Raw genomic sequence first — 843 nt, forward strand, 5'->3', positions numbered from 1 at the left:
GATCTCCATCGCCAGCTCCGCACCCCAAACGAGGTGATTGCCAATGCGCAGATAGAACGACCGACCATTACGTTTATTGAAGCGATACCAGTGCGAACCTGAACCGTTGTAGATCCCTTCAACAAACTCCCCCTCCATGCCCTGCCGGAAGGAAAGCTCGATGTCTTCTTCAGCAGCACAGGAGTTCGAAGCTTCGGCATCGACTGCATCCAGTCCCCGGTGGTCATTTTGCTCAAGGAGTTCCCCTTCGACCGAAACAACTGCAGCCTGCATTGCCGGCTGTAGCCGATCCTGCGGGCGATACAGGCGATTGAGGATGACGGGCTCGAGAGCCAAGACATCATCATTCAGCTGCAGCGTCACATCGTCACGACAGTACCGATGCGAATGGACGCACATCCCCTTGTAACTTCTGAGGTAGGCCGGCTCATCAAAATCAACACGGACAGTATTCATCAGCACTCCTCCCCTTGGCGCAGGTAGGTGGGCATGTGGAAGTTGTCGTAGTCGATGTGGTCGCACCAGACTGCAGTAGCCGTTCCAACGCGTGTAGCTTGCTGGGACGTCGTTCTCGCGCGGCGTTTCAGAGCCCCTCGGATTAGCGCCATGAGCGACGGAGCGTGCATCAAAGCAGCAGCGAGCACGATGCAAAGTGCAAAGGGCACAACTGCCTTTACGAACGCCGGGGCATACAGCGCGCCCAGGAAGGACAGCAGAAAGCCATAACCAACCAGCACTTTCGCCTTCAGGGTTTCATTGGATTTGATCATTTCAGTTCTCCGTTTTTCCGACGGAGAACCCCCTAACGGAGGTGTGCCCCGTCAGGGTTTTTGAAACGAAAAA

At 55.4% G+C, this 843-nt stretch carries 2 protein-coding genes; both read right to left on the reverse strand.

Annotated elements, in window-relative coordinates:
• Positions 1-456, reverse strand: a 456-nt coding sequence (locus tag FAS41_RS30705) for a DNA primase (RefSeq protein ID WP_138527030.1), incomplete at its 3' end; no start/stop codon positions are given.
• Complete coding sequence (locus FAS41_RS30710) at positions 456-770, reverse strand: hypothetical protein (protein WP_138527031.1); 315 nt, start codon at positions 768-770, stop codon at positions 456-458. The genes FAS41_RS30705 and FAS41_RS30710, both read right to left, overlap by 1 nt.
• Positions 771-843 lie beyond the last annotated feature (73 nt).

It is taken from the genome of Pseudomonas nicosulfuronedens (genome assembly GCF_005877905.1).
GTDB lineage: Bacteria > Pseudomonadota > Gammaproteobacteria > Pseudomonadales > Pseudomonadaceae > Pseudomonas > Pseudomonas nicosulfuronedens.